This is a genomic window from Acinetobacter sp. KH_038 (assembly GCF_057839405.1).
Genome location: NZ_CM174489.1, coordinates 2995598 through 3020538, shown reverse-complemented (window position 1 = coordinate 3020538; position 24941 = coordinate 2995598). Strand labels below are relative to the sequence as shown.

At 43.4% G+C, this 24941-nt stretch carries 21 protein-coding genes, 2 tRNA genes and 1 pseudogene; 13 read left to right on the top strand and 11 right to left on the bottom strand.

The window, feature by feature from the left end:
* Positions 1 to 14: 14 nt before the first annotated feature.
* The 4 genes and pseudogenes from AC3IT7_RS14365 to AC3IT7_RS14350 form a co-directional block, all read right to left on the bottom strand.
* A complete protein-coding gene (locus AC3IT7_RS14365) occupies positions 15 to 1409 on the bottom strand; it encodes a GntP family permease (protein WP_489250024.1) in 1395 nt (464 codons plus the stop codon).
* Between the two features lie 430 nt (positions 1410 to 1839).
* Positions 1840 to 2206, bottom strand: a pseudogene (locus tag AC3IT7_RS14360) (antitoxin Xre/MbcA/ParS toxin-binding domain-containing protein).
* A gap of 112 nt (positions 2207 to 2318) precedes the next feature.
* Positions 2319 to 2394: transfer RNA gene (locus AC3IT7_RS14355), tRNA-Gly, on the bottom strand.
* A gap of 48 nt (positions 2395 to 2442) precedes the next feature.
* Positions 2443 to 2515 (bottom strand) — tRNA-Gly (locus AC3IT7_RS14350).
* A gap of 233 nt (positions 2516 to 2748) precedes the next feature.
* On the opposite strand from AC3IT7_RS14350, the gene AC3IT7_RS14345 reads away from it, so the two are divergent.
* From AC3IT7_RS14345 to AC3IT7_RS14325, 5 genes are all read left to right on the top strand, one after another.
* Positions 2749 to 3057: a BolA family protein gene (locus tag AC3IT7_RS14345; RefSeq protein WP_475654952.1), complete on the top strand. Its 309-nt coding sequence runs from the start codon at positions 2749 to 2751 to the stop codon at positions 3055 to 3057.
* Positions 3058 to 3066: 9 nt separating this feature from the next.
* Positions 3067 to 3459 carry a SirB2 family protein gene (locus AC3IT7_RS14340; RefSeq protein WP_489248907.1) on the top strand — a complete coding sequence of 131 codons (393 nt, stop codon included), beginning with the start codon at positions 3067 to 3069 and terminating at the stop codon, positions 3457 to 3459.
* A gap of 95 nt (positions 3460 to 3554) precedes the next feature.
* Positions 3555 to 4391: a ParA family protein gene (locus tag AC3IT7_RS14335; protein WP_489248906.1), complete on the top strand. Its 837-nt coding sequence runs from the start codon at positions 3555 to 3557 to the stop codon at positions 4389 to 4391.
* 13 nt (positions 4392 to 4404) lie between these two features.
* A complete protein-coding gene (locus AC3IT7_RS14330; RefSeq protein WP_475654955.1) occupies positions 4405 to 4797 on the top strand; it encodes a hypothetical protein in 393 nt (130 codons plus the stop codon).
* A 196-nt stretch (positions 4798 to 4993) separates the two neighbouring features.
* Positions 4994 to 5587: a threonine transporter RhtB gene (locus tag AC3IT7_RS14325; RefSeq protein ID WP_475654959.1), complete on the top strand. Its 594-nt coding sequence runs from the start codon at positions 4994 to 4996 to the stop codon at positions 5585 to 5587.
* Between the two features lie 21 nt (positions 5588 to 5608).
* On the opposite strand, the gene AC3IT7_RS14320 is transcribed toward AC3IT7_RS14325, so the two are convergent.
* On the bottom strand, positions 5609 to 6247 hold the full coding sequence (locus AC3IT7_RS14320) for a DedA family protein (protein ID WP_489248905.1): 639 nt from the start codon (positions 6245 to 6247) through the stop codon (positions 5609 to 5611).
* A gap of 272 nt (positions 6248 to 6519) precedes the next feature.
* Here AC3IT7_RS14320 and AC3IT7_RS14315 point away from each other — a divergent pair, with 272 nt between their 5' ends.
* Together AC3IT7_RS14315 and guaA are read left to right on the top strand one after the other, a co-directional pair.
* A complete protein-coding gene (locus AC3IT7_RS14315) occupies positions 6520 to 6882 on the top strand; it encodes a NirD/YgiW/YdeI family stress tolerance protein (RefSeq protein ID WP_489248904.1) in 363 nt (120 codons plus the stop codon).
* Positions 6883 to 7085: 203 nt separating this feature from the next.
* The gene (guaA, locus tag AC3IT7_RS14310) at positions 7086 to 8654 is read left to right on the top strand and encodes a glutamine-hydrolyzing GMP synthase (protein ID WP_475654958.1); all 1569 of its coding nucleotides are present in this window, start codon (positions 7086 to 7088) and stop codon (positions 8652 to 8654) included.
* A 181-nt stretch (positions 8655 to 8835) separates the two neighbouring features.
* Here guaA and AC3IT7_RS14305 read toward each other — a convergent pair whose 3' ends face one another.
* The 3 genes from AC3IT7_RS14305 to AC3IT7_RS14295 form a co-directional block, all read right to left on the bottom strand.
* On the bottom strand, positions 8836 to 11289 hold the full coding sequence (locus AC3IT7_RS14305; protein WP_489248903.1) for an AAA family ATPase: 2454 nt from the start codon (positions 11287 to 11289) through the stop codon (positions 8836 to 8838).
* Positions 11290 to 11362: 73 nt separating this feature from the next.
* A complete protein-coding gene (locus AC3IT7_RS14300; protein ID WP_489248902.1) occupies positions 11363 to 12583 on the bottom strand; it encodes a GGDEF domain-containing protein in 1221 nt (406 codons plus the stop codon).
* A gap of 163 nt (positions 12584 to 12746) precedes the next feature.
* Positions 12747 to 14096: a GGDEF domain-containing protein gene (locus tag AC3IT7_RS14295; RefSeq protein ID WP_489248901.1), complete on the bottom strand. Its 1350-nt coding sequence runs from the start codon at positions 14094 to 14096 to the stop codon at positions 12747 to 12749.
* Positions 14097 to 14607: 511 nt separating this feature from the next.
* Here AC3IT7_RS14295 and AC3IT7_RS14290 point away from each other — a divergent pair.
* Positions 14608 to 15555 carry a pirin family protein gene (locus tag AC3IT7_RS14290; RefSeq protein WP_489248900.1) on the top strand — a complete coding sequence of 316 codons (948 nt, stop codon included), beginning with the start codon at positions 14608 to 14610 and terminating at the stop codon, positions 15553 to 15555.
* Between the two features lie 163 nt (positions 15556 to 15718).
* Positions 15719 to 16369, top strand: a complete 651-nt coding sequence (locus AC3IT7_RS14285; protein ID WP_489248899.1) for a glutathione S-transferase family protein — start codon at positions 15719 to 15721, stop codon at positions 16367 to 16369.
* Between the two features lie 39 nt (positions 16370 to 16408).
* Here AC3IT7_RS14285 and phoR read toward each other — a convergent pair whose 3' ends face one another.
* From phoR to AC3IT7_RS14270, 3 genes are all read right to left on the bottom strand, one after another.
* Entirely contained in the window at positions 16409 to 17767 is a 1359-nt protein-coding gene (phoR, locus tag AC3IT7_RS14280; RefSeq protein WP_489248898.1) for a phosphate regulon sensor histidine kinase PhoR, read from the bottom strand.
* Between the two features lie 25 nt (positions 17768 to 17792).
* On the bottom strand, positions 17793 to 18503 hold the full coding sequence (gene phoB / locus AC3IT7_RS14275; protein ID WP_475653543.1) for a phosphate regulon transcriptional regulator PhoB: 711 nt from the start codon (positions 18501 to 18503) through the stop codon (positions 17793 to 17795).
* Positions 18504 to 18752: 249 nt separating this feature from the next.
* Positions 18753 to 19430: a TetR/AcrR family transcriptional regulator gene (locus AC3IT7_RS14270; protein ID WP_475653544.1), complete on the bottom strand. Its 678-nt coding sequence runs from the start codon at positions 19428 to 19430 to the stop codon at positions 18753 to 18755.
* 222 nt (positions 19431 to 19652) lie between these two features.
* Here AC3IT7_RS14270 and AC3IT7_RS14265 point away from each other — a divergent pair, with 222 nt between their 5' ends.
* The 4 genes from AC3IT7_RS14265 to AC3IT7_RS14250 all read left to right on the top strand — a co-directional run bounded on the left by AC3IT7_RS14265 (position 19653) and on the right by AC3IT7_RS14250 (position 24938).
* A complete protein-coding gene (locus AC3IT7_RS14265; protein ID WP_489248897.1) occupies positions 19653 to 20501 on the top strand; it encodes an SDR family NAD(P)-dependent oxidoreductase in 849 nt (282 codons plus the stop codon).
* 273 nt (positions 20502 to 20774) lie between these two features.
* Positions 20775 to 22283: an amidohydrolase family protein gene (locus tag AC3IT7_RS14260; RefSeq protein ID WP_489248896.1), complete on the top strand. Its 1509-nt coding sequence runs from the start codon at positions 20775 to 20777 to the stop codon at positions 22281 to 22283.
* 90 nt (positions 22284 to 22373) lie between these two features.
* Positions 22374 to 23858 carry a porin family protein gene (locus tag AC3IT7_RS14255; protein ID WP_489250023.1) on the top strand — a complete coding sequence of 495 codons (1485 nt, stop codon included), beginning with the start codon at positions 22374 to 22376 and terminating at the stop codon, positions 23856 to 23858.
* Between the two features lie 24 nt (positions 23859 to 23882).
* Positions 23883 to 24938 carry an ABC transporter substrate-binding protein gene (locus AC3IT7_RS14250; RefSeq protein WP_489248895.1) on the top strand — a complete coding sequence of 352 codons (1056 nt, stop codon included), beginning with the start codon at positions 23883 to 23885 and terminating at the stop codon, positions 24936 to 24938.
* The last annotated feature ends 3 nt before the right edge of the window (positions 24939 to 24941 follow it).

Sequence of the window (24941 nt, the reverse complement as noted above, 5' to 3'; positions counted from 1 at the left end):
GTAAATAGAGGGGATTAGAATGAGCCGAAAAGCGTTCCCAAAGTAATCGCTACAACAACCGATACCATTGGGATAGCAACCGTACACATGGCCACGTTGCCGTAAGATTGTTTGTGCGTCATTCCACAAATAGCCAGTAAGGTGATGACCGCGCCTGAGTGAGGCAAGGTATCCAGACAGCCTGCCGCCAATGCCGCAATACGGTGTAGTAATTCAGGGTTGATACCAGCAGCAGTCGCCATAGCTAGGTAATCTTCACCCAAAGTCGATAAGGCAATCGACATACCGCCAGAAGAAGAACCGGTGATGCCTGCTAAAATGTTCATGGCAATAGCTTCTGAAATCAAGGGATTACTTGATACATTTAATACCATATCGCGGATAATCACGAAGCCTGCCAATGATGCAATGACTGCGCCATAACCCACTTCAGAAGCTGTATTGAAAATTGGCAACATCGAACCCAAAGCACCTTTATTCACGGTTTCTTTTAAGTTATTCCATTTGCCCAAACGTAACAAAATCAAACTTAAACATGCAACCACCAAGGCAATCACCAAGGCCCATAAACCTGTTTGTTTGGTAGGGTCTAAGTTTGGATAAAGTTCTTTGAACAAACTGAAGTCCATGCTTGGAAAAAGAATGTAAGTGAACAAAGCATTTACAGCAATGACTAACAGTAATGGTAAAAATGCTAAGAATACTGGCATTTCACCTTTAGATGTCACGCCGTCCTCTAACTTTTCTCCTTCTTGGGTATCAATACCGTATCCTTCACCTTTTCTAGAGGCTTTAATGGCACGGCTTTGTAGCCACATACAGCCTAAACTAAACATGATTAAACCGGAAATAACGCCAATACCTGGGGCAGCAAATACGTTAGTACCAAAAAAAGGAATCGGAATCGCATTTTGAATGGAAGGCGAACCTGGTAGAGCGGTCATGGTAAAGGTAAATGAGCCCAAAGCGATGGCACCTGGAATTAATCGCTTTGGAATATTTGCCGCTTGAAACATAGACTTGGCAATCGGATAAATAGCAAAAGCCACTACAAACAGTGATACCCCACCGTAAGTCAATACACCACACGCCAATACCACCGTCAAAATGGCTCGATTATGTCCTAATTTCTTCATGATCCAGTTTGAAATGCTGGATGCAGCACCTGAATCAACCATTAATTGTCCAAACAAGGCACCCAATAAAAAAATAGGAAAGAATTTTAAAATATAGCCGCCTAAAGCCGACATAAAGGTTTCAGTGTACTGTGGCATCATGTATAGCATGTCACCAGAAAGCAAAATGGCAATAGCCGCCATAATTGGTGCCAAAATCAGTACTGAAATACCCCGATAGGCAAAAAACATCAGTAATGCCAATGAGATGAGGATTGCTAAAGTACCCATTATTTCTCCTTGTTATTTATTTTTTCGTTATCCATAACGTTTTTTTCTAAAAGGCTTTGAATCATGGTTGCCTTATTGAGATGACACCATTTTGCCTCTAAGGCAGTGATGTAAGGCAATTTCACCTTAGCATAGTGATTTTAAATTAATCAATTGATTATTAGATTAATAACTGTTGTTATACACTTTTCAGTTTCTGAATTATACGTAGATTGAAGGTAATACAATTACACGGACTAAAATAAACAATGCAATGCTTTATTAGCCTGATTAGATCCTATTTTAATTTGCTGAAGTAAAGACTTATTCATTGTAGATACATTAATTAAGCAGTTGTACGCCTCTTAAGAAGGGGAACTTCTTATGCCTTGAATTTGAATTATTAGACAAAATTATGACTTTTAATTTTCTGTGTAATGAAGCTTTGTATTTCTTAATATTTACCCTGAAGCCAAAGTCCTTCGACTACGTTTAATACGGTAGCTACTCCCTGAGTAGTCTAAATCTGTTCCACTGGAATGCCTTCGGTTAGCTTATTGGGTGACTTCATAAAATGCTGCATCCATTTAGCCTCTCCACCTGTTAGAGTATCTAGTGATATCGCAATACCAATTAAAATAATTACGAGTTCTCCCTGACTTGAATCGATATCTAACTCAAGCGAATTTAAAGTTTCCACTGAATCTAGCTTGAGAACGATAGCAAGCTGGTCCTGTGTCAAGCCAAGTTGTTTTGCAGATGATAAAACACTTTAGCTAATATCTTTTTTGTTTTGCAATTTTTTCTGATGTTTTATGCATGACTGATCTCTGTTTCAGACGCTGCTGATATATAGGGAAGAAGAGTTTTTAAAAAATATAATAAAATCAACAATAAAAAAGCCCCCATCTTGCGATGAGGGCTTTTTGAATCTGGAGCGGGAAAGGAGACTCGAACTCCCGACCCCAACCTTGGCAAGGTTATGCTCTACCAACTGAGCTATTCCCGCGGAGTCTATAAAGTTTTTTAAATGAAAAAACTAAATGAAAAAATTTTGAGCGGGAAAGGAGACTCGAACTCCCGACCCCAACCTTGGCAAGGTTATGCTCTACCAACTGAGCTATTCCCGCATGCCGTGTATAATACAGCATGAAAAAATGAGGTCAACACCTTTATTAAAAATCTCGCATCGATTGCATAAAATAAAAGCAAAATATTCTGGATCAGACAATAAATAGACAATCTTTCTGTGGAAATTAATGAAACTTCGCCACAATCAACAGATTGCACTGCGACGGACTACCGAAATACTCCATAGAACAAGGTATACTGAGATGATATTTTCGAAGATTGGAGTCAGGCCATGAGCTTAGAACAACAACTGAAAGACCGTTTGGCAGAGTTATCTCCGACTCATTTAGAAGTAGTGAATGAGTCTTCTGGTCATGGCGGTTATTTCCCGGGAAAAGAATCGCATTTTAAAACCGTGATTGTCAGTCAGGCTTTTGCCGGTTTACGTCCGGTTCAGCGTCATCAGAAAGTCTATGCCGCTGCGGGTGACTTACTGGCTAAAGACAAGATTCATGCACTGGCCATTCATGCATTTTTGCCTGAAGAATGGGCAGGGCAGGACACGACCAGTCCCGCCTGTGCACATGCACCGAAAAACTAAGAGGACATGATGGAAACCCAACTTTTAGTCAAAATTATTCATATGTCGGCGGCAGCACTGGCGATTGTCGCTATTCTTGCCCGTGCCTTGACCCTGTTCGTTGGTACCCAAGGCAACCTACCGAATCCGAAAGCACGTATTGCAATGGTGGCTTTACAGCATCTGGCAATTACAGTCATTGCGCTCACGGGTATTGTATCGTTGTTTATCAAGAATTTTGATGTGCAACCTTGGTTCTATGCCAAAGTCATTCTCTTTTTAGTGCTGGTATCCTCTTTGGGCAAGGCCTATAAAAAAGATGATTCAATCCTGCTGGCACAACGCCGGGCTGGCTTGTTTATTGCTGTAGTGTCATTGGTTTCTATTTTGATTCTGGTAATGCTTAAACCGAATTTTGGCTAAAAACAAACAGGCTGTGATTTAAGGCACAGCCTGTTCTTACAGATAATTAAAAGATACAAGTGTGATAAAAGTAATTAAAAATAACAGGAGGGGACATGCGGACACGTGTGGTATTTAATCAAAAAGGTGGGGTGGGTAAGTCCAGTATTACTGTGAATCTGGCCGCAATCAGTGCACATCAGGGTTTAAAAACCTTATTAATTGATCTCGATCCGCAGGCCAATTCCAGCCAGTATGTGCTGGGTGATGACGCGACCTATTCAAGTGACAAGCCGGCATTAGAACCGAATGTTGAAAACTATTTTGAAGATGTACTTGGCAATCAGCAAAGTAAAGGCTTGCTTGGCAATGCGATTGGCTCGATTTTAAAAAGCCGCCCCAAAGGTCTGGAAAGTTATGTGCATCAATCACCTTTTAAGCATCTGGATGTGATTCCGGCCAGCCCGACGCTCGGTGCATTAGCCCATGCACTGGAGTCCAAGCATAAAATTTACAAACTGCGGGATGCCTTGCAGCAATTGTCAGGGCATTATGAGCGGGTGTTTATTGATACCCCGCCGGCTTTTAATTTTTTTACATTATCGGCACTCATTGCTGCAGACCGTGTCCTGATTCCATTTGACTGTGATGTATTCTCGAAACGTGCCTTACAGACCCTGATTGAAAATGTTATTGAAACCCAGGATGACCATAATCAAAGGCTGGAAATTGAAGGTATTGTGGTAAATCAGTTTCAGGCGCAGGCCAGATTGCCGCGTGAGGTGGTGCAGCAGCTCAAAGATGAAGGCTTGCCAGTGCTCAACAGTATGTTGCCGCCTTCCATCTTGATGAAAGAATCCCATCAGAAAAATCAGCCCCTGATTCATTTGGCTACTGATCATAAATTGACTCAGGCCTATCAATCGTTGTTCAATGAGATAGAGCAGATCTAGGATCGAGTTAATTATGAAACTTGTGAAATTAAGCCTGAGTTTTGCAGCACTTGCATTACTAAGCGCCTGTGCAACCACAGTCAAACCGACCTATGTGTCCCCGACCCAGTATCAGACCTTGGGCTGTCCACAGCTGCAGGGTGAATATGACCGTATTCAGCAATATATCGACAATGGCGTCGAGCCCCCGAAACGTACTGGCGTTGGTGTCGGTGTGGGTCTGGGGGGTGGCTGGGGCAGTCGCGGTGGTTGGGGAATTGGGCCGAGTGTTTCAGTCAATATGGGACAGTCCTCCAATACCAAAAGAACTGAACTGGCCCGGCTGTTAGGTGAGCAGGAAGCGATTGTTCAAGCCGCACGTTATAAAAACTGTCCGCTGGTCATTCGTCCGACAAATCCTCAATAAATCATTCATCATTTTGCTGATTAATGCTGACTTCAGGTCGGCATTTTTTATGGTTTTTTTTAATATTCATGCAATAAAACTTAAAGAAATTTCACTGGAAATTGACCTGACTGCATAAAAATCTGTAACTTATATACTTGTGATGACACCAGCTTATTGATTAAGCTAGCACCTTGGCTCGGGATAGTTCATCGTGATGATTGAAAACTGGTTGTTTGTATTGGGGCTGATCGCCGTTTTGATGATTCCAGGTCCCGCCAATGCCTTGGTCGCCAGTGCTGCCTATCAGCAGGGGCAGGCCAAAACCAGCCTGTATATTCCGGCCATTCTGCTTGGCTATTTTTATGCGATTAATGTCTGGGCCTTATTGATTCATCTGGCTTTGCCGATCTGGCCAAACTTTAAAAGCCTGGTATATGTGCTGAGTACCATTTGTGTCGGCTGGATGACGCTGCGTTTATATAAAGCCCGGCAGTTAGAACGCTACAGCAAAAATCATCCCCAGATTAAACCTTGGCAAATGTTCACAGCCACCCTAAAAAATCCTAAGGCAGCACTGCTGGCTTCTGGAATTTTACCCATGGAAACCTGGCAGAGTCCGACCAACTTCGTTCTGGTATTTGCTGCCTTTTGCTTGAGTACCGTTCCAGTCGCAATTTTCTGGATGGTATTCGGGCAGGCCATTTTGACCAGTCAATCGGAAAAAGTAAAAGCCGGCCTGATTTATAAAGGCTCGGCTCTCTTTGTGCTGCTGTGTCTGATCCCGTTACTGATCAAACTATGGGCTTAAACCTCAGGCGTTAAAACCTAGTTAAGCTGTTTTACCTTTTTTGAGTCGCTGCTGAATAAAACCAATGAGGCCTGGCAAGATACTTAAAATAATAATGCCAAAAATCAAATAGGTGAAGTTGTCTTTGACAATCGGCATATTACCAAACATATAGCCCAGAATGACAAAAGAGCTAATCCAGAGGAATGCGCCGACCACATTATAAGTCAGGAAATATTTATAATTCATGCTGCCGGCACCCGCGACAAAGGGGGCAAAGGTACGGGCAAAAGGCACAAAACGCGCAAAGATAATGGTTTTACCCCCATGTCTGGCAAAGAACTGCTGGGTGGCCAATAAATGCTTTTTATTGATAAAGCGCGATTCAATCTCGAACACCCGTGGCCCGATATATTTACCAATATGATAATTCAGAGTATCACCCAAGACTGCCGCAGCAAACAGGAGCGGAATCAGCACCCAGGGGTCCATGGCGCCGGTAGAGGCAGCCAGTGCGCCGGCAGCAAATAACAAGCTGTCGCCCGGTAGGAAGGGCATGACCACCAGACCGGTTTCAACAAAGATAATCAGGAAAAGAATGGCATAAATCCAGATCCCGTAATTGGTGATAAATTCAAGCAGATGGTCATCCACATGCAAGATAAAATCAATCAGTTCCATGAGCCGAGTACAAGCAAAAGTGTGCTGAAATCCTAACAGTGATCACCGTTAAAGTCAGTAATAAAAGTCGACTATTTTGCTGCTGGCGCTTTGGCTCGGGGGCTGCCTCGGCCTGTTGCAAACTCATGACTGTCACACCATCGCCCGGTTTTTATTGCTATGGTTTTAAACAAATGACAGGGGCTAATGTTGCTGTTACATAATCGCTGCGGAGCGGATGGCAACTTTCTGCTTAGATGGTAGCTTAATGATACTGCAAGGAAAGGTTGAGTATGAAGCAATATATTCTAGCAACACTGGTAGTGGCAGCAGCAAGTCCGACCCTTCAGGCCAAGTCCGATCAGGCACTGATGGCAGAAGCCCAAAAGAATGTGGTCAGCATTGCCCAGGCGCATAAAATGAAAGATGAAACAGGCGTGACGGTAGTGGGCCAGATTGTAAAGCAGCGCTCGACAGACAGTGATGAATTTGAGCTGAAAGATCGGAGTGGCAGCATCATGATTGATGTCGATGATGATGACTGGAAAGCGTTAAAAATCAAAGCCGGTGATCGGGTAAAAGTCTGGGGTGAGGTTGATACTCATCGTTATAAACCGACCGACATTGATGTCATCAAGATTGAACGGGTGAAATAAACCCGGTTGTTATTTTTAAACAGGAGAGGCTGCAATGGGCTCTCCTGTTTTCAAGCCCAAGACCGGCTTGGTGATTGTTTAAAAACAGCTCAAAAATAATTTAACTGTTTAATCTTTATCCTGTTTGGAATAGTGTGCGTAAACTCAAGAAAAATGCTAGAATGCGGCGCTTATCTTTCGTTTGCCTTTCATAGTTGTTCGTCATGACTACCAATACTCAAATTACTGAAGATCGTATCCTGATTCTGGATTTCGGTTCTCAATATAGTCAGCTTATCGCACGTCGCGTACGTGAAGCTGGCGTATATTCTGAAATGTATGCCTATGACATGTCTGAAGAAGACATTCGTGCATTTAATCCAAACGGTATCATCTTGTCTGGTGGACCTGAAAGTGTTCACCTTGAAGGCAGCCCACGTGCGCCGCAAGTGGTATTCGAACTGGGTGTGCCGGTATTGGGTATTTGTTATGGCCTGCAAACCATGTGCGAACAGCTTGGCGGTAAAGTCGAGCCAGGGACTGTGCATGAATTTGGCTATGCAGAAGTAGATATTGTAGTACGTGACAAGCTGATCGGTAATTTACAGGACCGTGAAAATCAGCTGCATGTCTGGATGAGCCACGGCGATAAAGTTGCCCGTATTCCAGAAGGCTTCCAGATCACTGCACAGACCCCAAGTTGCCCAATTGCAATGGTGTCTGATGAAACTCGCGGTTTCTATGGCATTCAGTTCCACCCTGAAGTAACCCATACTTCGAAAGGTGCAGAATTACTGTCTAACTTCGTTCATCAGATTTGTGGTTGTCGCGGTCTATGGACGCCTGAACACATTATTGATCTACGTGTAGAACAGCTGCGCCAGCAAATTGGTGATGAGAAAGTATTACTGGGTCTGTCAGGTGGTGTCGATTCATCTGTAGTTGCTGCGTTGTTGCACAAAGCCATTGGTGATCAGCTGACGTGTGTATTTGTAGACAATGGTCTGCTTCGTTTGAACGAAGGCGATCAGGTGATGCAAATGTTTGCCGACAACATGGGGATCCGTGTAATCCGTGCTGCTGCTGAAGAGCGTTTCCTGACTGCACTTGCAGGCGAAGTCGATCCTGAAGCAAAACGTAAAATTATTGGCCGTGAGTTTATTGCAGTCTTCGCTGAAGAAGCCCGTAAATTAGATGGCGTTAAGTTCCTGGCGCAAGGTACGATTTATCCAGACGTGATTGAATCTGCTGCAAGCAAACAGGGCAAGGCACATGTGATTAAATCGCACCATAATGTGGGCGGTTTACCAGCAGATCTGGCCTTTGAATTGGTTGAGCCATTACGTGACTTATTTAAAGATGAAGTACGTAAACTGGGTACCACTTTGGGCTTGCCGCACAGCATGATCTACCGTCATCCGTTCCCGGGTCCGGGTTTGGGCGTGCGTATTCTGGGTGAAGTGAAAAAAGAATATGCAGACATCTTGCGCCTTGCAGATGACATTTTCATGCAGGAACTACGTGCCAGCGGTTGGTATGACAAGACTGCTCAAGCATTTGCAGTATTCCAGCCAGTGAAATCTGTTGGTGTAGTGGGTGATGGTCGCCGTTATGCATGGGTGATTGCACTGCGTGCAGTAGAAACTGTGGACTTCATGACCGCGCGTTTTGCACATCTTCCTTATGATCTGGTAGACAAAATCTCTACCCGTATCATGAATGAGATTGCTGATGTTTCTCGTGTGGTGTATGACGTATCTTCTAAACCACCTGCAACGATTGAATGGGAGTAAAACTGGGCTTTCAAGCAGCGTTGCTGCTTGCCAGTTTTACGCCAAGAGCTATGCTCGCGGCAGTTTAGAATTTTAGATAGCACGACTGTCTGCCTAAATTACACCAAGAGCTATGCTCGCGGCAATTTGGGAAAAACCTAAACTTTCCAAATGAAAAAAAGAGCGCTTCGGCGCTCTTTTTTTATGCAGCTTCTGTTTGAAGAGAACTTAATGGGTCATTAGCTATATCTATATTGATGCTCTCTAATAAAGCGTTATATTGTTGTGTGTCTTCTTTAACCTTTTGAATAATTGCTTTAGCTACTCGATGCATTTCAGGTACATCCATCAGTGACATGCCTCGCTCTAAAACACCTGCACAATGAGAGTATTCATTATTTACTCTTCCAATAAATAAGCGATAAATTTCATCATTCCAAAAAGCTTTTAATCGTTCATCATCTTCTTGAAAAAAGGTAGGAAATTTATAAAATGAATAAATTTCAATAAATTTTCGTGCATTATTGCTAAAATTGTAAAAGAAAGAATGATTTTCATCACTTAAGATGTTTGTACTAGCACATGTGTGAATTTGGTTGAAAAGGTAGTTAAATTCAGTAGCGTATTCACTTAGGTAATTTGGCATTTTTGAAATAGTTGAGTTGTTTTCTGTTCTCTGAATCAAAAAATGAGAAATTTTCAAACTCGGTGTTGCACCATTATTATGGAAACTTTTGTCCAATCTTTTGAGATATTTCAAAAACTCTAAATTGTGCGTAGAGATAAATAATTGAGAGAACTTTTTTAATCCACAAATTTTTTCATTTATTAGGCTGTAAATAAAGAAAATATGATTACTATCTAAACTACAAATTGGGTCATCTATCCAAATAATGGGCTTCTTATCTTGGTCTAAATCATCTTGGATTCTAGCCAAAAAATAGCAAAAGGAAATTAAGCTACATTCACCTTCACTCAAATTGTGAGCTTTAGTTTTACTTCCATTTTTAATTCGTTGTATTTCAAATTTAATTTGCTTTCCATTGGTAGTATCAACTTCAATCGGTTCTAAACTTAAATCTGGATGTCCAAATTCATGATTTAGAAGCTTTTTAATGCGTTTACAAGCTTCACCTTCAGATTTTAATTTGGCTTCTTCAATTTCAATATCTGACAGAACTGTATCTTTTCGAGTTCTTAGCTTTGCTAGTTCAGTTTCTAAAGGTACTATAGCTTGCGATGCAAACTCTATATCAGAAGTTAACTGAGAGTAGTTGATAGTTTGTAAAAAGTTATAAATATGGTCTAAACGTAATGCTTTTTTTGCTTCCATTTGTTGAGATTTTAAGTCGCTATTTAATTGAATGCATTCATTTCTGATTTCAGAAACTTGTTCAAGAATAGCTTTAATATTATTTGAATAATCTATTGGGTATTCAGCTTCTAATTCAGTAAATAGTTGCCTGTTTTTTTGCTCGAGTAATTTTATAATTTGTTCGAGCGATACTTTTTGTAATTCTATAGTCGTGTGAAGATTCTCTTTTAACTCGGTTAAAGTAGTATGATGTTTTTGATAGTAATGATTTATATCAAAACTGATTTTAAAACTTTGGCTTTGTAAGAATTCTTTTATCTTTCCTATACCATCTGCAATACGGTTTTGAAGAAGTTGAGTTTCTTGATCAAAATGTTGTCTTAACTCTGTTTGTCTTTGTTCAGAAATTTTATTAGTACAAAAGGCGCAACTAGATCGATCCTTATGCAAGTGATGACCTTTCTGTACCCATGAATTAAGCTCACTGTCTTTGACTAATTCCTCAATTTTTTGAGAACCACCCACAACAGTTTTTAAAATTTGTGCGGTTGAATTTATGAGAGATGAGAAATTTAAAGTATAAGTTGTAAGCTCCGTAGGGGGAGGTAATTCGACTTGTCTTATTAGCGCTATCTTTTCTGTTTTTTGATCATAAGTTAAGGATTGAAAATTAGAATTTTGTACTTCAATGATTTCACTTTTGAGTTTTCCTACGTTGTAATTAATATCGCCAAAAATTGAGTGTTGATTCTTGATTGAATCAGGGTTGCGAGTTGCTTTATCTGATAATTTTTTGTCTAGGTCACTTAATTTTTCTTGATGATCGTTTTTAGCATTTTGAATCTCTTTATCTTTATTAAAAATATCAAGATATATCCCTGTTTTACTACTTTCTTCGCTTGAACCTAATTCATTTTTCAATTCTTGGATATGATTTAAAATCTGTCGGTTGTCGCCGCCCAAAGTGACTGAAAATGATTCAATATTTTCATCTTCGTTATGTATAAATTTTAAATTTTCTTTTACGAAATCAGAGTTGTAAACACGAATCGGAGATTCAAAATTTTGGATGGTGGAGTGAGTTATTTCACTATCATTTGAAAGTTTAATTTTGAAATTAGGATTATTATATTTACGCGGAAGTTCCCTTTTTTCAAGGCATCTAATTATTTTTGAAAGGCTCGTTTTTCCTGAATAGTTTCTTCCATACAAGATATTGATATCTTTAAAATCGTAGATTTCATTTTGCCCTTGTTTGTTTTGATAAGTTAAGTTGGTTTCCCAATCAAAATTTCTGAAAATTGAAAAATTATTAATTTTAGAAATACGTTTAATCTTCATGAATTTAGTTTTCCCTTTAAAAAATTTATCTTTATAAATATGCTGTTAGTAACTTTTATTTCTAATTATTATCTTAAGCCGGTTTAAGCTGCCAGTTTTGCACTTCTCTGGCTAAACTCTGCTCCATCTTTGCATCATAAGCCTCCACCCGATTCCGGCCATTGGCTTTGGCTTGATATAAGGCAATATCGGCTTGCTTAATCAGGGACAATAGATCCGTTTCGCCGCTTGTTAAAATCGCTGCGCCCACAGACACACTAAAGCTAAAACGATGTTGCTCCAGATCGACCACAATATTTGCGATTTTATGCCTTAAACGCTCTGCAATACTTAAGGCCTCATCCAGAGCAGTGTCTGGTAAAAATGCAATAAATTCCTCACCGCCGTAGCGCGCGACGATATCACTCTGCCGCATTTCATGGCGTGTGGTCTGTGCAATCAGTTGCAGTACCTGATCGCCAATATCATGTCCATAACGATCATTGATCTGTTTAAAATGATCAACATCAAATACCAGTAAACTTATCGGCACAGGCTGATCGGAATGCTGCTGTAGCAGTTGTTGTGCCAGATATTCAAAGCAGCGACGGTTATTCAGGCCAGTCAGAGAGTCGGTATGTGCCAGATTCTCAAAGGCCTGCCGGTTATATTCATTCAGGGTATGCTGCAAGAATACAATGCGTGATTTTAAAGTGGAGCTCCAGCTAATATAAAGACTAAAGGTCAATACCGGCATATAAATCAAGGAAAATAAAAACATCTGGTACAGGTCAGCTTGGGTATTGAAATATACGCCGATATAAATGATCAGGGTAATCAGGCCTGACGTGATCAATGATGGCCAGAACCGAATCTGCACACATAAATTGGCCAGTACAATAAAGACCAAAGCAGCATATTGATAGATGAGGGTATGGGCACTTTCGGACTGATTCAGATTAAAAAACCAGATTGCACTGGCACCAATAATCGAAGTGGGGAGCAATAAATCAAAGACTTTTAAATTCTGATAAACCCGATACATCCAGAGGGTAACTATAATAACCAGAAGGGTATAACTTAATTTGGTGAACAGCAATAAATGGAAAATATCACTCAATACCAGAATGTCGGCCAGGGTATAAGAAGCATAGGCCAGCTGTGCGAATAAATTGACCTGTAATAAATATTTTAAAGTCAGCTGCTTTTGATGGGCATGATAGGCCGTTTTTAACGGCGCGGGAATACGAACAAGCGGATCTTGAAGCGCATCCTGAATCAGGACGCGAGATTCTTTTTCATAATCATGCGGCATGCAGCCTTCCCAAATTAAAATTTACAGAAATAGATAAGCGAAAATTTATATACATTTGTATAAAAAATATTCTATTCTTTTGTCGCTTAAGTTTAAAGTAGAAAAGTTAATTTATTTTTTAAGCTTAAGTGGCTAGTTTAGATTCCATATCGGTTCTTCTGGCCTATAGCGCAGACCAGGATTGCTCGGCTTTATTTGTCGTGACCTGATCCTGCTGAGTTGCTGGCTTAAAGACACTCCAAGGCTGTGCTTTGGCAGGTTTGGATTTTTCCGGCATTTCAGGATGATAGACTTCAATCCGGTTTCGGCCTGATTTTTTTGCCCGGTATAAGGCGATATCGGCTTGCTTGATCAGGTCTTCCAGCGTTTGGGTATGTGACTCCAGTTCTGCTACACCAATCGAAATGGTGAACCGAATCGGATGGTTGGGTTTGGCATAAATGAATTGTTTCTGAATCGTACAACGAATGCGCTCTGCAATCACCAGACTGTCCTGCAGCTGGGTATCTTCCAGTAAGGCAATAAACTCTTCGCCGCCAAAACGTGCCAGTACATCACTATGCCGCATTTCTTTACGGGTTACCTCAGCAATCAGCTGTAGCACACGATCGCCGATATCGTGTCCATAATTGTCATTGATATTTTTAAAATGATCGACGTCAAACATCAGCAGGCAGGTACTGGCATGTTTGGGCCATTTATGAATCGAACGTTCAGCCATATCGACAAAATGGCGGCGATTATACAACTGGGTCAAATCATCGGTATGTGCCAGATTCTTTAAGGTTTGATAGTTCCACTCATCGAGTAGTGATCGCAGGAAAGAACGTCGTACATTCAGAATATTGTTCCAGTTAATATAGATGCTAAAAAACCAGAGTGGACTAAAAACCACAGTAAAGATAAAGGCTTGAGAGGCAGTCATTAACTGGGTCACCCCAATCGTGATAAACAGCGCAATCAGGATAGAACAGTACAGCGCTACTTTAAACTGGATCTGCACACATAGATTGGCAATCAAGATAAAGATTGCAGAGGCATAGATATAGGTAGCCACATGGGGACTGCTTGAAAGTAACAGCAGGCTAATCCAGCCCGCTGCAGCCAGGGTGGTGCCAATTGGCAAAATCCTGTCCAGAACCTGAATATTCTTATTTTTTTTGAACAGGTAATAGCAGCAAACCATGGCGCCGAGTACCAGCACCACACGCATCAGGCCGGAAATAAAAAACATGTCGGGAATAATCAGAATGTCGGCAAAGAAATACAGCAGAAAAGCAATTTGAGCCAGATAGTTAATTTGACGCAAGCTATGATGAGTATTGGTATAGACATAGTCATGGAAATATTGCTGAAACTGGCCAGGAATACGCGCCTGAGCATCAGTCAGCGCCTGTTCAATCAGCTGACGGTTCTGCAGGTCACACTCAGATAGTTTCAGTGATTTATCGGTCATCGAATTTTGAAAAGATATATTCGCTGCTGAATATATATTCTCATTTTTAGAAGACATGTCCATGGTCCGGTATTATTGTTCTAGGTGCCTATTATGCCGTGACTGGGTGAAAAATAACCTCCCTATAATTGGGTATCTGACATAAATTTAAACTTAAAACGTAACAAAATTTATGTTTGTTAAATGCAGAAAAGTTATTGAAATCACTAAAAAATAATTTTTAGCGGCTAAAATTTTCTAAATTAAATTATTCGTTTCACGTGAAACATGGGGTAATTAGACCAGTCTGGTTGAGGTCGGTTCGAGTTCATATCTGGCAGCCTATACTTAAGCATTTAGCTGTTTATTTTCAGGTTTTGGCACTGTGACATTTTAAATTGCATACGCGATGCAAGAGTATAGCGGTTCACTGCACGAGCGTTTTATACGTATCTAAATATTTCCAGAGATAGATTTTGTATGGAGACCCTGTACATTGTCCTGAAGAGAGACATCTTGCAGCAGTTAAAGGGAAGTATGTCTTAAATAAGCCAAAATCTGGAATAAAAATGCCGAGGTGAGCTCAGCCATGTCGAACAATAGTGATATTGAACTGTCCAATTCGGATGATTGTGAAAAGTATGTTAACCAGTTTATTCAGGAATTTCCTTTACGCCGTGCCGAAATCGGACAGGGTACGGTGATTAAACGTGCCTTGCCCAGCCGGCATAAACGTATGATTGGTGCCTGGTGTTTTCTGGATCACGCCGGTCCGGCCAGCTTTCCACAAGGTGATGGGCTGGATGTTGGGCCACATCCGCATATTGGTCTGCAGACCTTTACCTGGATGCTCAAAGGCACCATGATGCACAATGACAGTTTGGGAAATCAGCAGCTGATTCGGCCTAAACAGGTCAATCTGATGACCTCGGGCTATGGTATTTCACATACTGAGGTTTCACCGGAAAGTGAAACCCATATGCATGCGGCGCAGTTATGGATTGCCTTGCCGGATGACAAGATCAATATGGCGCCGGGTTTTGAGCATTATCCCGAATTGCCAGTGGTGCATGATCAGGGCATTGAGTTTACCGTACTGGTGGGCGAATATTTAAAAACAGCATCACCGGTTAGAGTGCATAGTGAACTGCTGGGCGTAGATCTGTATGCCGCTGAAAGTACAACTGCGCGCTTGCCCCTGAATCCGAAATTTGAATATGGTTTTATGGTGCTTGAAGGTACAGCCAGTATCAATGGACATGAGCTGACCGAAGATAATATGCTGATTCTGGAGCCGGGCTTGACGCAGGTCAATGCTGAAATTCATGCCGGAAGCCGGGTGTTATTAATTGGTGGAGAGCCATTTGAAAGTCCGATTTTACTGTGGTGGAATCTGGTCGGGCGGACTACCGAGGAACTTAAAATTGCACGGGAACAGTGGATCGAAGGGCATGAGCGTTTTGGTTCCATTCCTGCTTATGACGGGCCACGTTTAGAAGCTCCGGCATTTCCCGACCGGATGCGTGCCTCCAGATAAATGATCAAAATGACAGGGGTGGATGCAGCCCTGTCTGATTTGAACTAAAAATCGTGAATTTGCAATCGAGGGAACATATCATTACAGTCATCAAAACATGAACTAAATTTTGCTGCTTTTTGCTATGCTCAGTGAGCAAGAACAATAAAATCATGAGTCTAATATGCGTGTCTTACATCATCTCGAACAATCACGATCGTTTCGTATTCTCTGGGCCATGGAAGAATTAGGGCTGGATTACGAGGTTAAATATTATCAGCGCCAGCCTAATCTTTCTGCGCCTGCTGCCTTAAAACAGATTCATCCCTTGGGGAAGGCACCAATTCTGGTCGATCAGGAACAGGTACTGGCTGAATCTGCCGCGATTCTGGAATATTTACAGGAAAGCTATGATGAACAGCAGCAGTTTCGACCTCAGGATGCGACCAATAAGGCCCAGTACCGTTACTGGATGCATTATGCTGAAGGTTCGTTAATGCCGTTATTGGTGATGCAGCTGGTGATGACCACCGTGCCTAAACGTACACCCTTGCTGATTCGACCTGTGGCCAAGAAAATCTGTGAGGGAGTGAAAAAGCAGTTTGTACAGAGCCGCTTAAAAGATCATATCCAGTTTCTGGAAAGCTATTTGAGCGAGCATGATTATTTTGCCGGGCATTTCAGTTTTGCCGACATTCAGATGAGTTTTCCTTTGGAGGCCATGCAAAGTCGTACCGGTCAAAGTTATCCTGCGATTCAGGCCTACCTGAAACGGGTATCACAACGTGCTGCCTATGCGCGGGCCCTGGCGAAAGAGAAACAGATCGCATCCTGAATAAAAAAGCTGCCGATGGCAGCTTTTTTAATGGGAATATTAGTCTGGAAAACTGAGGCGTTCTTTGGGGAAAATTACCTTAAAAGTAGAGCCCTGGTTTTCTTTAGATTCGATTTCCAGATGTGCCTGATGCTGCATTAATACATGTTTCACAATCGCCAGTCCCAGACCGGTACCACCCGTACGCCGGCTACGGTCTGAATCAATGCGGTAAAACCGTTCGGTCAGACGTGGCAGATGTTTGGGGTCGATCCCGATGCCGTTATCCTGCACCACAAAATAGGCCGATTCGCCGTCATCATGCCAGCCCATGGTGATGGTGCCACCTTTGGGGGTGTATTTGATCGCATTGGTGATCAGGTTGCTAAAGGCACTGGCCAGTTCCATGTCGGAGCCAATTAGATCACAGTGGCTGTCAATATCCAGATTCAGGGTATGGCCATAATCAATATTATAGGCCTGTGCATCATCAAACAGCTGATTCATCAGACTCGGCATTTCAATGATCTGGTTTTTGGCAATATTCTTGTCATTTTCCAGACGTGACAGCAGCAGCAGGTCATTGACCAGGGCATTCATGCGTCGGGTCTGCGATTGCATCTGGTCAAAGGCGCGTTTCCAGCGTGGATTGATGTCTTCCTGATCGGTAAAGGTTTCAATATAGCCGCTAAGTACGGTCAAAGGCGTCCGTAATTCATGTGAAATATTGTCGACAAAATCTTTACGCATCTGTTCCAGATTATGCATCCGGGTCACATCATAAGCCACCAGTACCCGGCTTTCTCCGCCAAAACGGGTCATTTTGACCTGAACATAATGGTCTTCAAACAGTGAAGAACGCATTTTCAGGCCATCTGGGGATTCATCAATATGATGATAATATTCAATAAAACTTGGCTGGCGCAATAAGGTTAAAATATTACGGCGACGGTCATCACTGGAAATGCCGAGTAGCCGTTCGGCCGCCGGATTCCACCATTCAATCTGCTGGTTTTCATCAATCAGGACCACGGCTTCTTGCAAGGCCACCAGTGAAGACTGGGCACGATCGATCAGCTCGACCATTTCAGCCTGAACAATGCGTTCCTGACGCTGGGCGCGGTAGACATTGAATAACAGTGCGCCCCAAATGCCGCCAATATTCGGTGGAACATCATAAGGGCGATTGGAAATCCATTCATTGACCAGATATAAAGAACGCATCTGGGTGGCAAAGAAAGCCGCGAAGGCAATGACGATACAAATCCAGAAATACCCAATCCCGAAACCGATAAAGCCGGCAATGACCAGGAAAAAAGCCAGTAAGCGCAAATCCTGCTTAGCAAAATCCCATAAACTGCTGTAACGGATTCTCTTGTGTTCACGTGCCAGTTCGGGGACGGGGTAGGGTTCATACATAAAACAAAATTTACCTTAAAAGACCTTAACCTAAAGCTACGTCTGCACGGGTGGAAAAACGGTAACCGGTTCCGCGTACGGTCTGTACATAGCGGTTTGCCCCATAAGGTTCCAATACTTTGCGCAAACGGCGAATATGTACATCAATGGTCCGGTCTTCAATATAGACATTGCCGCCCCATACCTGATCCAGCAATTGCGCACGGGTATAAGCCCGTTCCGGATGAGTCATAAAGAACGCCAATAGACGGTATTCAGTTGGACCCATTTCCAGAATCTTATCACCAAAATTGACCCGCTGACTGACCGGATCCAGAATCAGACCATTGGCATCAATGGTTTTTTCACCGCTAAGTGCATTGGCACGGCGCAATACTGCTTTAATGCGTGAAACCAGTTCCCGGGTCGAGAAGGGCTTGGTCATGTAGTCATCGGCACCGGCATCCAGACCCTGGACCTTGTGGTCTTCTTCACCACGTGCGGTGAGCATGATCACCGGAATTTCTGACAGGCTTTCATCACGTTTCAGACGACGACATAGATCTACACCGCTGACACCACCCGGCATCATCCAGTCCAGTAAAATCAGTGCCGGACGCTGATCCACAATCATCTGATGCGCCTGCTTGGCATCTTCGGCCTGTAAGCACTGAAAACCGGCCATGTCCAGAGAGGTATGGATCATTTCCCGGATTGGAAGTTCGTCATCGACGATTAATATATAGTCATCTTTCACAACGCAATACCCTATTTCATGTAAACGGTGAACCGTTTTATATTTATGACAGGCTTATTACAAAGACTAATTATGACAGTATCATTGCAGAAAGGGAAAAACTGCTGAAATTCGCAAAGAATTGTGACAATTTTAACAAAGAAAATTTTTAAAAAACCATAAATTAATTTTACTTTTCTGCATCTCCGAGCTTAAAGCCGTGGCTGGCTAAAGCATGCAGGAAGTCTGTTTAAGCACTCGATTTAACAGCTATTTTTTCTCGGAAAATGACTCCAGTAAAGCCAGAAATACGATGCTACAGGAGGATAATACTTCCTCAAGTGACTGCTTGAAACCGCTCATCACCCAGCGAATTGCAATTTGGGTGACATAACCATTTAAACCGGTGGAAACCAGCGAAATTTCCTGCTCACTGCGATTTAACTGCGGCATCATTAACATGACAAAGGCATGAATCATGCGGTCAAAACGTGACATGGTTTCATGAATGGTGGCCTGATTATGCAGCTCCTGCACCAGCATGGCATCAATATAAATGATCCGGGCCATGCGCGGATTATCACGCAATGTGGTGAGCAGGGCAGTCAAACCGGCTTCAATCATCTTTTTCGGATCTGTGGAAGCCTGCATCATGGCCTGCATGACATTCTGTTGCAGTTCATCAATCAGCTTTAAAAAAATGGTCTGAAACAGATGCTCGCTTTTTTTGAACGATTCATAGAAATAACGTTCGGTCAGTTTGGCTTCATTGCAGATATCTTTGACTGTCACTGAAAAAAATCCATGACTGCCATAGGCTTCAATGCCGGCTTCGATCAGCTTTTCACGACGCGCCTGCTGCCGCTCAGCCATCGACAGGCCTTTAAACTGACGTTCCTTGCTCTTGGATGGTCGTGATTTTAGTGCTGCATCGCTTGAATCGGTCATAAGGCCTGGCTGCTCATCTGCATGAAGATTGTGAATATCTTAGCAATAAATCGCGCTTTGACCTATGCCGAAATTCAACAGTGAAATTTGGCCTCTAAGGACATGGGATAATTATTGACAATAGGTATTGTCAAAACTATATTGAGGAGCTGTGCTAGCTCCTGAAACAACAGAACAAGATCCTGCTGTCACGGAATGGCAGTTTTTACATAAGGAAATTCAATGAAAAATTTTAATAATAAAGTCGCTGCCATTACTGGCGCCGGTTCGGGTATTGGCCAGCAACTGGCAGTTTTGCTGGCAGAGCAAGGTTGTCATCTGGCGCTCAGTGATATTAATGAACAGGGACTGGCACAAACGCTTGAATTGCTCAAGGGCAGTGCTGTGCGGGTGACGGTGCAAAAAGTCAATGTGGCTGAACTGGAACAGGTTCGCAGTTGGGCAGCTCAGGTCGAACAGGATCATGGCAGTGTCAATATGATCTTTAACAATGCTGGAGTGGCATTGGGCTCAACCGTTGAAGGTGCGAGCTATGACGAACTGGAATGGATTGTGGGAATTAATTTCTGGGGCGTGGTGTATGGCACCAAGGAATTCCTGCCACTGATCAAGAAAACCGGTGATGGCCATATCATCAATATCTCCAGTCTGTTTGGTTTAACTGCGCAACCGACCCAGTCTGCTTATAATGCGACCAAGTTTGCGGTACGTGGTTTTACCGAATCTTTACGTCAGGAACTGGATATGGAAAACTGTGGGGTGAGCGCACTTTGTGTCCATCCGGGCGGAATCCGAACCAATATCGCCAATGCCGCTAAAATGAATAATAGCCTGCTGACGCTGGGGATGAATCCGGAAAAATCGGCGCGCAATTTTAATAAACTGTTACGTTGCCCGCCTGTAGAAGCCGCCCGTCAGATTCTGGAGGCGGTACAAAAAGACAAACGCCGTCTGCTGATCGGGAACGATGCTAAAGCAATTGATCTGATCCAGCGAATCCTGCCGAGTGGCTATCAGCATGTCACTGCACTGGCAACCCAGTTCGGTAAAAAGAAGAAAAAATCGGCTTAAATACTATGACATCCAGCCCGCGAAAGCGGGTTTTTTAATGCCAAAATTTTGATGGCAGAACATCGCTCTTTAGCATTAAAAGTAAAAATAAAATAATGATTTGAGCTGAATTGATCTAAGCAGCTGTTCAAAAAACAACAGGGAAAACGATTAAAAACCAACATAAATTGTCGGGATATTTTTATAAAAAGTATAAAAAACAATTATTTAAATAGTTGGCATGCTTGTTGCCATGTATCAGCAACAAGATTATTAAAAATGCAGAGTATAACCATGACCACTTTAAGTAATTTAAAAACCAGAACATCTCGTGCTGCACAGCTTCGATCACAGCTCGACTTTCCGGTAATCGATACCGATATTCATACCAATGCGTTTAGTCCTGCACTCGAAGACTATATCGCGCAGTATGGCGGAACAGCTGTGGTGGATCTGTTCCGTAGCCATCTAAAAAGTAATGGCCTGAATGCCCTTGCTGCCGAATGGTATGGCGCGACACCGCAAGAGCGTCAAGATCGACGTTTGTTCCGTCCGCCATTTTGGGCCTTACCCGCTGAAAATACCTATGATCTGGCAACCGTGTCATTGCCGGGATTGTTATACGAGCGTTTAGAAGAACTCGGTACCGACTATGCCGTGTTGTATCCCAACCTGTCTTTATTTCCGATCAATTCTTCCAATGATGACTTACGTTTGTCGCTGACCCGTGCCATCAACCATTTCCATGCCGATCTGTACAAGCCTTATGCTGACCGTTTAACTCCGGTGGCTGCAATTCCTTTGAATAATCCGCAAGAGGGCATCGAAGAACTGGAATTCGCACACAAGCTAGGTTTAAAAACTGCGCTGATTCCGGGTGCAGTACGTCGCCCGATCAAAGCCATTGCCGAGCGTTATCCTGAAGATACTGATCTGCGCCGTCATGCTTACTGGCTGGATTTCTTCGGCATTGACAGTGAATACGATTATGACCCGTTCTGGCAAAAGAGTGTCGATCTGGGAATCAACCTGTCCACCCATTCCGGTAGTCAGAGCTGGGTAGCACGTAATTCGCCAAGTAATTACATGTTTAATCATATCAACCATTTTGCGGATGCCTCTGAGGCACTGGCGAAAGCGCTGTTCTTTGGCGGAGTGACCGAGCGTATTCCACAGTTGCGGATTGCCTTGCTGGAAGCTGGTGCGGCCTGGGGGCAAAACGTACTGACCCATCTGGTTGACCGTTTTGAGAAACGGGGCAATCAGCATGTACAGCAATATAACCCGGAGCGTTTAGACCGGGAACTGGCGTTGGAGCTGTATCGTCAGTATGGCGAAAGCTTATATCAGGGGCGTGAACTGAGTGAGGATGAAATTATTCAAAGCATTTTTGGGGTGGCGGCCACTTCACGTTTCCATGCACAAAAACCTGATGAAATTAATGATTTTGCTTTAGCAAACATCCAGCACAAGCAGGATATCTGGGATCGCTGGGTGCCGAATTTCTATTTTGGCAATGAAGCCGATGACCGCACCATCGTGGGAGCATTAAACCCGAAAGGAAATCCATTTGGCCAGAAAATTAATGCCCTGTATTCCTCTGATTCAGGCCACTGGGATGTACCTGAACTGACTGAACCTCTGGCTGAAACCTGGGATCTGGTTCAGGAAGGTGCAATTAGTGCGGAAGACTTCAAGGCGCTGGTGTTCACCAATCCATATCAGTTCTATACCGCCAATAATCCTGATTTCTTTAAAGGTACTCAGGTCGAAGCCAAGTTAAAACAACAGCACGCCGCTTAATGGTTTAACCCTCGTAACAGCGCCACCCCATGCCATCTGGCGTGGGGTTGGGGGAACTTTACGCTTTTGGAACTCGAGTCAGTGAAACACATACAGAAACAATTAACACAGAAAAAATTAGCGCTTGCGGTGGGATTACTGCTTTCAGGAGGCTCAAATCTGGCCTTGGCTGCAGATGAGGAACTGTATCAGCAGCTGGATACGCTGAAACAGCAAATGGCCAGCTTGCAACAGCGCTTGAATGAAGTAGAAGCCCAATCCAAGGCCGTGCCACAGCTTGCTGCTGTTCAGGCAGAGTTGCCGGAAATAGAAGCGGATGCACAACAGGAGCAGCTGCTCACTGAAGCTACTCCTGCTACTTCGGAAGATATTGAGGCGGTGCGTGCCGAGCTGGAAAATTATAAATATGACCAATCGCGTCAGTACGAGCGTCAAACTGCCAAAACTGCACGGGATACCACACTTTATGGCACAGTGCAGCTGCGTGCCAATGTACAGGACAATCATCATTCGGGGAGTCCCAAATCCAGCTTCGATATTGGAACGGCACTGATCGGGGTACGCGGCAATTTATATCGCGATTATAACGAAGGCAAAAACCTCGATTACCAACTTTCTTATGGTTATAGCAAGCGCAATGATGGCAGCAATAACAGCAATTTTAACCTGCTGGATGCCTATTTGCGTTATCACGCATTTTCGACCAATGCGGGCTTGGAAACTCCACGTCTGAATCTGACCCTGGGTCAGCAACTGTTGCCTTTTGGGCTGGATGTTCAGTCACCGGAAGACTTGCGTCCCACCATTACTACGGCTTCTTCACTGAATTCGCTAGGTTTGTTTACCCGACAAAATGGTTTCATTGTACGTGGTGATGTTAAACCCTTCGTGGACTATGCAGCGAATTACCGTGCACCCTTGCTGGAATATGCCCTTGGCGTGACCAATGGCAATGGCAGCAATAAAGCCGATGACAATGATGGCAAAGAATTCGTGGCACGGGCAGCTTTTACCTTGCCGGTGGATTATGCCAGCTGGCTGCGTGAGCTGAAACTGGGACTGTCCTATATCAATGGCGAAAGCAAAATTGCCGCTGCAAGTATTGTGGAAGATAAAGCCACCCGCGACCGTTTTGGTATCGATCTTTACTATAACCATGCACCGTTTGGTGTGACCTATGAATATGTTCAGGGGCATACCGATTATATCTCGGCCAGTACGGCATCGGTACAGGAAGCTAAAGCTGAAGGGCATACCCTCACGGTGTTCTATACGCTCGGTGACCAGTTCTATAACAGCATCAAGTCGAATGCCAAATTTGACGACTTCTGGCCAAAATCGCTGCAAGGTTATTACCGCTATGACCGTTTTAATCCAAATACCAAGCAAAACGATTATCTCGATCTGAGCAATGGCCGAACTGGTGAATATGACATTCACTCTCTGGGCCTGAATCTGTTTTTTGCCCAAACCACCAAATTCCAGTTACAGCTGAATCACTATAACTTCGAGCTGGAAACAGCCGCACAAAAAGACAGCAATGAGTTGCAGGCGCAATTCCAGTACACCTTTTAATGATTAAACACAGACAGGATCAAGATGAAAACTTTTACCAAAAAAATTGCAGCGACATTTTTAGCTTTATCGGCTTTAGGGCTGAGTTTGCAGGTGCAGGCCGCGAATCCGAAAGAAATCCGAATTTCGGTATCCAGTGCCGGTGAGGGCGGTAAACCCAAAGTGGGCGGTTCTTATGCGGCCACAGCACATTTACGTGGTGTACTTGAACAGGAATTTAAACAGGATGGCATCAAGGTCAACTGGCTGTTCTTTCCGGGTGCCGGACCTGCTACCAATGAAGCCTTGGCCAACGGTAAAGTGGATTTTGCCTTGCAAGGCGATTTGCCATCTATTGTGGGGCGTTCTACCGGGCTGAAAACCAAAATTCTGCTTAATGCGACCCGTTTGGGACCCGTCTATGTCGTGGTACCGCGTGATTCAACTGCCAAAAGTATTCAGGATCTGAAAGGCAAGAAATTTGCCAACTTTAAAGGCACTAACGGTCAGATCGTCCTGAATCGGATTCTAGCCAAAAATGGTTTAACCGAACGTGATTTGCGTGTGATTAGCCAGGATGGCTTTTCTTCGCGGACCTCACTGGCCACAGGTGATATTGATGCCACGATTGTATCTCCGTGGAGTCTTGAAGCACGCGGTGTAGCCAAACGCCTGCAAACCATTAATGATCCGACGGTCGCGCCTCTTTCCAGTTTCTGGGTCACGGAAAGTTTTGAAAAACAATATCCGCACATCGTGCAGCGTGTCGTGACCACACTGGTCAAACAGGCGCACTGGAGCTCTCAGGAAGCCAACCGTGCTGCGCAATACAAGCTGTGGTCACAAAGTGGCGTGCCACTTTTAGATTATAAAAAAGACTGGGATGGCTATGCCCTGAAAGTGCGGATCAATCCCTTGCTGGATGAATTCCACCGTGCCCAGCTTGAAGATGCGGTACGTGTATCCAAACAGGCACGCTTGATTCGCCGTGATGTCGATACCAAAACCTGGTATGAGCCGAAGTATCTCAATCATGCCCTGAAAGAGCTGAAACTGGAAAATTACTGGACGCCGCTGAATGCCAAAGGTCAGCCAAAGTAAGGA

Coding starts and splice junctions, on each gene's coding strand:
- AC3IT7_RS14345 (WP_475654952.1), top strand. CDS start 2,749: ATGAGCTTAGAACAACAACTGAAAGACCGTTTGGCAGAGTTATCTCCG.
- AC3IT7_RS14340 (WP_489248907.1), top strand. CDS start 3,067: ATGGAAACCCAACTTTTAGTCAAAATTATTCATATGTCGGCGGCAGCA.
- AC3IT7_RS14335 (WP_489248906.1), top strand. CDS start 3,555: ATGCGGACACGTGTGGTATTTAATCAAAAAGGTGGGGTGGGTAAGTCC.
- AC3IT7_RS14330 (WP_475654955.1), top strand. CDS start 4,405: ATGAAACTTGTGAAATTAAGCCTGAGTTTTGCAGCACTTGCATTACTA.
- AC3IT7_RS14325 (WP_475654959.1), top strand. CDS start 4,994: ATGATTGAAAACTGGTTGTTTGTATTGGGGCTGATCGCCGTTTTGATG.
- AC3IT7_RS14320 (WP_489248905.1), bottom strand. CDS start 6,247: ATGGAACTGATTGATTTTATCTTGCATGTGGATGACCATCTGCTTGAA.
- AC3IT7_RS14315 (WP_489248904.1), top strand. CDS start 6,520: ATGAAGCAATATATTCTAGCAACACTGGTAGTGGCAGCAGCAAGTCCG.
- guaA (WP_475654958.1), top strand. CDS start 7,086: ATGACTACCAATACTCAAATTACTGAAGATCGTATCCTGATTCTGGAT.
- AC3IT7_RS14305 (WP_489248903.1), bottom strand. CDS start 11,289: ATGAAGATTAAACGTATTTCTAAAATTAATAATTTTTCAATTTTCAGA.
- AC3IT7_RS14300 (WP_489248902.1), bottom strand. CDS start 12,583: ATGCCGCATGATTATGAAAAAGAATCTCGCGTCCTGATTCAGGATGCG.
- AC3IT7_RS14295 (WP_489248901.1), bottom strand. CDS start 14,096: ATGTCTTCTAAAAATGAGAATATATATTCAGCAGCGAATATATCTTTT.
- AC3IT7_RS14290 (WP_489248900.1), top strand. CDS start 14,608: ATGTCGAACAATAGTGATATTGAACTGTCCAATTCGGATGATTGTGAA.
- AC3IT7_RS14285 (WP_489248899.1), top strand. CDS start 15,719: ATGCGTGTCTTACATCATCTCGAACAATCACGATCGTTTCGTATTCTC.
- phoR (WP_489248898.1), bottom strand. CDS start 17,767: ATGTATGAACCCTACCCCGTCCCCGAACTGGCACGTGAACACAAGAGA.
- AC3IT7_RS14270 (WP_475653544.1), bottom strand. CDS start 19,430: ATGACCGATTCAAGCGATGCAGCACTAAAATCACGACCATCCAAGAGC.
- AC3IT7_RS14265 (WP_489248897.1), top strand. CDS start 19,653: ATGAAAAATTTTAATAATAAAGTCGCTGCCATTACTGGCGCCGGTTCG.
- AC3IT7_RS14260 (WP_489248896.1), top strand. CDS start 20,775: ATGACCACTTTAAGTAATTTAAAAACCAGAACATCTCGTGCTGCACAG.
- AC3IT7_RS14250 (WP_489248895.1), top strand. CDS start 23,883: ATGAAAACTTTTACCAAAAAAATTGCAGCGACATTTTTAGCTTTATCG.